The organism is Burkholderia sp. Ac-20353 (assembly GCF_017104785.1).
Classification (GTDB): domain Bacteria; phylum Pseudomonadota; class Gammaproteobacteria; order Burkholderiales; family Burkholderiaceae; genus Burkholderia.
In genome coordinates this window covers 1-7339 of sequence record NZ_JAAGPL010000156.1, presented here as the reverse complement: position 1 = coordinate 7339, position 7339 = coordinate 1, and the positions used below count along the sequence as shown (strand labels likewise).

Annotated in this window: 8 protein-coding genes; 1 reads left to right on the top strand and 7 read right to left on the bottom strand. The window is 67.6% G+C overall.

The window, feature by feature from the left end; all coding sequences use genetic code 11:
- Positions 1-570, bottom strand: a 570-nt coding sequence (locus G3N94_RS30400) for a GntR family transcriptional regulator (RefSeq protein WP_205796714.1), incomplete at its 3' end; no start/stop codon positions are given.
- Positions 571-691: 121 nt separating this feature from the next.
- Between G3N94_RS30400 and G3N94_RS30395 the strand changes: the two genes are divergently transcribed.
- Entirely contained in the window at positions 692-1579 is an 888-nt protein-coding gene (locus G3N94_RS30395) for a DMT family transporter (protein WP_205796711.1), read from the top strand.
- 99 nt (positions 1580-1678) lie between these two features.
- Here the strand turns inward: G3N94_RS30395 and G3N94_RS30390 are convergent, their stop codons facing one another.
- From G3N94_RS30390 to G3N94_RS30365, 6 genes are all read right to left on the bottom strand, one after another.
- Positions 1679-2023 carry a DUF3088 domain-containing protein gene (locus G3N94_RS30390; RefSeq protein ID WP_205796708.1) on the bottom strand — a complete coding sequence of 115 codons (345 nt, stop codon included), beginning with the start codon at positions 2021-2023 and terminating at the stop codon, positions 1679-1681.
- A 106-nt stretch (positions 2024-2129) separates the two neighbouring features.
- Positions 2130-3311, bottom strand: a complete 1182-nt coding sequence (metC, locus tag G3N94_RS30385) for a cystathionine beta-lyase (RefSeq protein WP_205796705.1) — start codon at positions 3309-3311, stop codon at positions 2130-2132.
- Positions 3312-3402: 91 nt separating this feature from the next.
- Positions 3403-4128 carry an amino acid ABC transporter ATP-binding protein gene (locus tag G3N94_RS30380; RefSeq protein WP_205796703.1) on the bottom strand — a complete coding sequence of 242 codons (726 nt, stop codon included), beginning with the start codon at positions 4126-4128 and terminating at the stop codon, positions 3403-3405.
- A gap of 43 nt (positions 4129-4171) precedes the next feature.
- A complete protein-coding gene (locus G3N94_RS30375) occupies positions 4172-4831 on the bottom strand; it encodes an amino acid ABC transporter permease (RefSeq protein WP_205796701.1) in 660 nt (219 codons plus the stop codon).
- A gap of 83 nt (positions 4832-4914) precedes the next feature.
- The gene (locus G3N94_RS30370) at positions 4915-5715 is read right to left on the bottom strand and encodes a transporter substrate-binding domain-containing protein (protein ID WP_205796699.1); all 801 of its coding nucleotides are present in this window, start codon (positions 5713-5715) and stop codon (positions 4915-4917) included.
- Between the two features lie 632 nt (positions 5716-6347).
- The coding region (locus G3N94_RS30365; protein WP_205796697.1) for a poly(3-hydroxybutyrate) depolymerase at positions 6348-7339 on the bottom strand (992 nt) is incomplete at its 5' end.

Below are 7339 nucleotides of genomic sequence, written 5' to 3'. Positions count from 1 at the left end.
CGCGTGCGTGCCGCCGTCGGTCAGCACGATCTGCGCGGGATCCGCCTGCACGCCATGCTGCGCGAGCCGCCACGCGAGCTGCTGGCGCAGCGCGGGCAGGCCGAGCGGCGTCGCATAGTCGGTGAGCACGTCGGATTCGTCGCGCGACACGGCGCGCAGCGCGCGGCGCAGGCTGTCGTCGGGCAGCCACGACGACGGCAGCCAGCCGCAACCCGGCTTCGCGGCGGCCGCGCCGGTTTCGAGCGACTGGCGCGTCAGCCACAGTGGATCGAGTTCGCGGTCGAGGCGCGGCGCGAGATCCGCGAGCACGAGCGGCGGCGCATGCCCCGACACGTAGTAGCCCGACCCGCGCCGCGCGACGAGCACGCCTTCGCTCGAGAGCCGTTCGTACGCGTCGACGACGGTCGATTTCGACACGTGCAGCGCGTCGGCCATCATCCGGATCGACGGCACCCGCGCGCCGGGCATCAGCGCGCGGCTCGCGATCCGCGCGCGCAGCGTGTCCATCACGGTTTCCACGCGCGTGCGCGACGGCGCGGGCGGAACGAGGTTCTGATCGGTGCGGGTCATGGCTGGCTGAACTGTACGGTCGTTTGTCCAGTACAGTTTGTCGGAATTGTATTGCGCTGTAGCTTACGCGCTTTCGGCCGGCGGCGGATCATCGGATATCTTCGATCAATATGGAATTCCGATGCAAAAGAACACCGACGGATGGCTCAGCGGGCTGCTGGGCGTGATCATCTTCAGCGGCTCGCTGCCTGCGACGCGGGTCGCCGTGCAGGGCCTCGATCCGCTGTTCGTGACGTTCGCGCGCGCGACGATCGCCGGCGCGCTCGGCCTGCTGCTGCTCGTCGCGCTGAAGCAGCGGCGGCCGACGCGGGTGGAAGCCGTGTCGCTGGTGATCGTCTCGCTCGGGGTCGTGGTCGGTTTTCCGTTGCTGACGGCGCTGGCGTTGAAGCACGTGACGTCCGCGCATGCGATCGTGTTCGTCGGGCTGCTGCCGCTGTCGACCGCGCTGTTCGGCGTGTGGCGCGGCGGCGAGCGGCCGCGGCTGCCGTTCTGGATCTTCTCGCTCGTCGGCAGCGGCGCAGTCGCCGCGTTTGCGTTGCGCAACGGCGGTGACGCGTCGCCGGTCGGCGATGGGCTGATGCTCGCGGCGATCGTCGCGTGCGGTCTCGGCTATGCGGAGGGCGCGCGCCTGTCGCGCCAGCTCGGCGGCTGGCAGGTGATTTCGTGGGCGCTGGTGCTGTCGCTGCCGGTGATGCTGCCGCTCGCGTGGATCACGCGGCCCGTGTCGTTCGACGGCGTCGACGCGGCCGCGTTGTGGGGGCTCGCGTACGTGTCGCTGTTCAGCATGCTGATCGGCTTCGTGTTCTGGTATCGCGGGCTCGCGCTCGGCGGCATCGCGGGCGTCGGCCAGCTGCAGTTGCTGCAGCCGTTCTTCGGGTTGGTGCTGGCCGCCGTGCTGCTGCACGAGACGGTGCCGGCGTCGATGATCGCGGTGACCATGGTCGTCGTCGGGTGCGTCGCGGGTGCGAAGTATTTTTCGCGCGGCGTGCCGGTGCGCAGGGCGGGTTGACGCCTGCTGCGCCCAGGCTTGGACGAACGCCGCGGACCTCGCGATCCACGGCGTTCGTCATGGCGTTTCGCTGTCAGTCGGCTTCACGCACTCATGCACTCACGCGACGTGCGCGATCCCGTACTGCGACGACAGATACTGCCGGATATCGGCCGGTGAATCGATGAAGCGCCGGCCGTTGTGTTCGCGCAGCCCGATCGCGCCGTCCTTTGGCGTCTGCTTTTCGCCGAGCACGAGCACGGGCGCCGACTGGTTGCCTTCGCCGATCAGCGCGACGATCGGCTCGCGCGGCCGCGGCGCGTCGACGTATTCGACATTGACCGCGTCGCGCAGCTGCGGATAGAAGCTCAGCAGACCTTCGACGGACACGGAATCGCCGCAGTAGAACGGACCTTCGGAGTCCTTGAAAAAGCCCGGGCGGAGGATGAACAGGGTGTCTTTCATGATTGTCTCGCTATGGTTGAGGGTCGAACGTTGAAGAAAGCGTGACGCGAGGCGGCCCGCGCGGCTCGTGCGGCCCGTGTGACGTGCGGCACCGCCTCGCCGGATATCAGGCTTCCGCGAGCGCGGCGGCGCGCATTCTCGCGAAGCCGGCATCGAGGTCGGCGATCATGTCGTCAGGATGCTCGAGGCCCGCATGAATCCGCAGCAGCGGGCCTTCGGCCGCCCAGCGTGTCGCGGTGCGGTTGCGCGACGGATCGGACGGGATGATCAGGCTCTCGAAGCCGCCCCAGCTGTAGCCCATGCCGAAGCACGTCATCCCGTCGAGCAGCGCGCGCACGGCGTCGTCGGGCTGCGGATGCAGCACCACGCCGAACAGCCCGCACGCGCCCGTGAAATCGCGCTGCCACAGCGCGTGGCCGGCATCGCCCGGCCGCGCCGGATACAGGATCCGCGCGACCTCCGGCTGCTTCGCGAGCCATTCGGTCAACGCGTGCGCATTGCGCTGGTGCCGCTCGAGCCGCACCGACAGCGTGCGCAGGCCGCGCAGCGCGAGATACGCGTCGTCGCCGCTGACGGTCATCCCGAGCTGCCGGTAGAAGCGCGTGACTTTCGGCGCGAGCGCCTCGGTCGTCAGGATCGCGCCCATCAGTACGTCCGAATGCCCGGCGATGTATTTCGTTGCCGCGTGGATCGATACGTCGACGCCATGCGCGAACGAGCGGAAATTCAGCGGCGTGCCCCATGTGTTGTCGAGCAGCACGACCGCGCCGTGCCGGTGCGCGACGCGGCTGATCGCCGGGATGTCCTGCACCTCGAAGGTCAGCGAGCCCGGCGATTCGGTGAACACCGCGCGCGTGTTCGGCCGCATCAGCGCGGCGATGTCTTCGCCGATCGCGGGATCGTAGTAGGTCGTCTCGATGCCGAGCCGTGCGAGCGTCTCCTGGCAGAACGAACGGGTCGGGTCGTACGCGGAATCGGTCATCAGAAGATGGTCGCCGGGGTTCAGCACCGCGAGCAGCGCGGTCGTGATCGCGCTGAGCCCGCTCGGCGTCAGCAGCGCCGCGTGCGCGCCTTCGAGGCGGGCGAGCGCCTTCTCGAGCGCGCGCGTGGTCGGGCTGCCGTGGCGGCCGTACGCGAGCGGCGTGCCGCGCACGGCGTCGAGCGCATCGGTGCCGTGAAACAGCAGCGTCGATTGCCGGTACACGGGCGGGTTCACGGGCGAGCCCGGCTGGCCGTGCGTGCGGCCTTCGTGGGCGAGAACGGTGTCGGTCGAATGCAGGAGAGTCAAGATGGTGTCCTTGGGTCGTCGGTGAATCGGGGCGAAGCGGCTCGAAGCGGTTCGAAGCGGTCCAAAATGGCTCGAAGCGGCCGCCGCGCGGTCAGTGCAGGATCTTGTCGAGGAAGTCGCGTGCGCGTTCGGAGCGTGGCGCGGCGAAGAACGTGTCGCTGGCCGCGTCCTCGACAACCGCGCCCTGGTCCATGAAGATCACCCGGTGCGCGACCTTCCTCGCGAAGCCCATCTCGTGCGTGACGCACACCATCGTCATCCCGTCGCGCGCAAGCTCGACCATCACGTCGAGCACTTCGTTGATCATCTCGGGGTCGAGCGCGGAGGTCGGCTCGTCGAACAGCATCGCGACCGGGTTCATCGACAGCGCGCGTGCGATCGCGACGCGCTGCTGCTGCCCGCCGGACAGCTGCCCCGGATACTTGTGCGCGTGGGACTTGAGGCCCACGCGGTCGAGCAGCTTCAGGCCGTTCTCGGTCGCCTCGTCCTTGCGGCGGCCGAGCACCTTGATTTGCGCGAGCGTCAGGTTCTCGGTGATCGACAGGTGCGGGAACAGCTCGAAGTGCTGGAACACCATGCCGACGCGGGCGCGCAATTGCGCGAGCTTCGCGGACGGCTCGCCGAGCCGCGTGCCGTCGACGGTGATGCTGCCTTTCTGGAACGGCTCGAGGCCGTTGATCGTCTTGATCAGCGTCGATTTGCCCGAGCCCGACGGCCCGCACACGACGACCACTTCGCCTTTCGAGACGGCCGCGCTGCAATCCGCGAGGACCTGATGCTTGCCATACCACTTCGATACGTTGTCGAGCGTAATCATGTTCTGTCCATCGTCGATGTCGGGTTGAATGACGTGCACGCGTTCAATGCGCGCTCGGCAGCGCGAGCCGGGTCTCGACGCGGCCCTGCAGTCGCGTGAGCAGCGTGCTCAGCACCCAGTAGATCGCGGCGGCCGCGAGATAGAGCGGCAGCGGCTGGAACGTCGCGGCGATCACTTCCTGCGTCGAGCGCAGCAGCTCGGTCACGGTGATCACGGAGACGAGCGACGTGTCCTTGATCAGGCTGATCAGCGTGTTGCCGAGGCTCGGCACCGCGAGGCGCAGCGCCTGCGGGCAGACGACGTAGCGCAGCGTCTGCACATGCGTGAGGCCGAGGCTGTGCGCGGCCGCCCATTGCCCGCGGCCGATGCCGAGGATCGCGCCGCGCATGCTTTCCGACAGATAGGCGGCCGCGTTGAGCGTCAGCGTGAAGATGCCGGCCGTCGTCGGATCGAGCGTGATGCCGAGATCGGGCAGCCCGTAATAGACGACGAACATCTGCACGAGCAGCGGCGTGCCGCGCATTACGCTGACATAGCCTTGCGCGAGGCCCGCCGCGAGCCGGTTGCTGCCGATCCGCATGATCGCGATCGCGAGCCCGACGACGAGGCCGAGCACCATCGACGCGACCGCGAACTTCAGCGTGAGAACTGCGCCTTTCACCAGCACGGGCAGCGTGTGAACGACCAGATCGAATGCTTCCATCACGTGTCTCCTGATTGTTTGCCGGACGGGCTGCGCGATCGCGCGCGCGGGCCCGGGGCGGATTGCGTTACTGCTTAATTGCTTTATTGCGTCAGCGGTTTCGACGTGTCCGTGCCGAACCACTGCATCGAGATCTTCTTCAGCGTGCCGTCCTGCTGCAGCGACGCGATCGCGTCGTCGATCGCCTTCGCGAATTTCGGATTGCCCTTGCGGAACGGGATGCCCATCTGGTCTTCGCCGCCCGGGAGCACGGAGCCGGGGCGCAGCGGCAGGTGCGAATTCTTGATCAGGTAGTTGAGCATCAGGCGATCGTTGACCGCCGCGTCGATGCGGCCGGCCGCGAGGTCGCGCAGGTTTTCCGGCGTGCCCGGATACACTTGCAGGTCGACCGCAGGCACGCTCTTCACGAGATCGACGTAGTTGCTGCCCATCGTCACGCCGACCTTCTTGCCCTTCAGCTCGTCGAGCGACTTGAACGCGCGCGCGTCGTTCTGCCGCTGCAGCAGCTGCGCGGACGAATACACGTACGGCTGGCTGAAGTCGAGCGCCTGCTTGCGCGACGGCGTGATCGCGACCTGGTTGACGATCACGTCGAACTTGCCGGCCTGCAGCCCGGCGAGAATCCCGCTCCATTCGGTCGTGACGAATTGCGGCTTCACGCCGAGACGCGCGGCGACGGCTTTCGCGACGTCGACGTCGAAGCCCTCGAGCTGGCCATCGGCATTGCGGTAGTCGAACGGCGGGTAGGTGCCTTCGAGGGCGATCTTCAGCACGCCGGCCTGCTTGACGGTGTCGAGCAGGTCCGCCGCGTGCGACGTGGCGGCTGCCACGCAGAGCAGCGCGGCGGCGAATCCTTGCTTGAGCGTCGGGGTGAGGTGTTTCATGGTTGTCTCCGTGGTTGTCGTCGAAAAATTCAGGGTGTGCGCGTCCGCGGCGACGGGCGGCGTCGCCGTGGGCGGGAAGCGGGCTGCGTGTTGGGCTGTGTGGGGCCGCGTGGGGCTGCGTTTTACGCGGCGCGGGAAATCGGTGCGGCGAGCGGTGGTGCGGGCCAGTCACCGATGCGAGGTGTCGAAGAGCAGGCGGCGACGTAAGCGGGTCGCGCTGCGCGGCAAACGGAACTGCGCGTCGCGTTCGTGTCGAACGTGTGTCGATGCGCGGCGAAGAGTTCAAGCATGCTGTTCATGATTGCCCGTGCGGCTTGTGAGTGTTGTAGACCGGGCGCATCGTCGATGCGGATCCGGCGACCACGAATGCTGAACGACTGAGGGCAATCTTAGTTTTGTCAAAAGGGAAAGTGTTTCCAAAAACGCATGGACTTTCCGCGTTGTGTGGAATGTTTTTCTCTACCGCGTGAAGGTGACACAAGCGATCTGCTGCGGTTGCACGTGGTGCGAAGCATCAGGTGCTACGCATGCGCGATGACGGTTTACCCGCGCGCATGCGACGGCGGCACGCGCCGTCGCGCGCGGCCGTTGCATGCGTGGCCGCGCAACGGCGGTTGGCGACGGCGCGCGGCTCACGGCCGGGCGGCGCCGAGGCGTTGCACCATCTGCATCACGGCGGCCATCTGGGGCGCGTCGCGGCGGTAGAAGCCCGGGTTGATCGGATTGGCGCTCGTATAGCCCCAGAAGTCCCAGCAGCCCAGCGGATTGAACGTTGATTTCGCGACCTGCGGATAGAGCACGATCAGCCGGTTCGTGTCGGCGACCTCGTTGTAGCCGACGTCGCGAATCATCCGTTCGCCGACCGTTGCGACGTTCTGCACGCAGCCATGGAAGACGACGTGCACCGCGCACGACACGCGCTCGCATTCGGCGGGCACATAGACGTAGCCCGTGTCGTCGAGCGACGCGTGCCGCTGCGGATCGAATGCGCGCTGGTCGAACGCGAGCAGCCTGCCGCCCGCGTGCGTGGCTGGCGGGTTGAGCGGCTTGTCGGGCGTCGCGTAGATCCAGTGGATGATGTCTTGCGCCTGCTCGAAGCCGCAGTTGTCGATGTACGGGCTCGCATTCGTGCTGCACGCGGCATCGGCGGTGCGATTCGTAATGAATGCGTGGCCGGCGCCCGGATGACGCTGATACAGCAGATTCTCGGCGGGCACCTGCGCGAGCGCGTAAAAGCGCGCGGTTTCGTCGACCACGCGCGTCAGCACGACCGTATCCTTCGCGCCGCTGAACACGTAGATGCGCTGGCGGCGCAGGTTCGCGGGGTCGTCGATCTCGCCGCGCTGCGCGAAGATCTGCGCGTCGTGCCACGCGACGGCCGCGGACGGTGCGGGGCCGATTGGCTGCATGCAGCGCGTGGTGGCGGCGATCGCCGGCAGGATCAGCGCGTTTTCGCCCGCGCAGTAGAACGGGCCGCCGGCCACGATGCCCGCGCCGATCAGCCGGCTCGAATACGCGACGTCGAACTGCGCGGCCATGAAGCCGCCGGACGACAGGCCCGACACCGACGTCCGTTGCAGGTTGGCCGAGTAGGCGGGCAACGGCGCCGCGCCTGCCGCGAGCG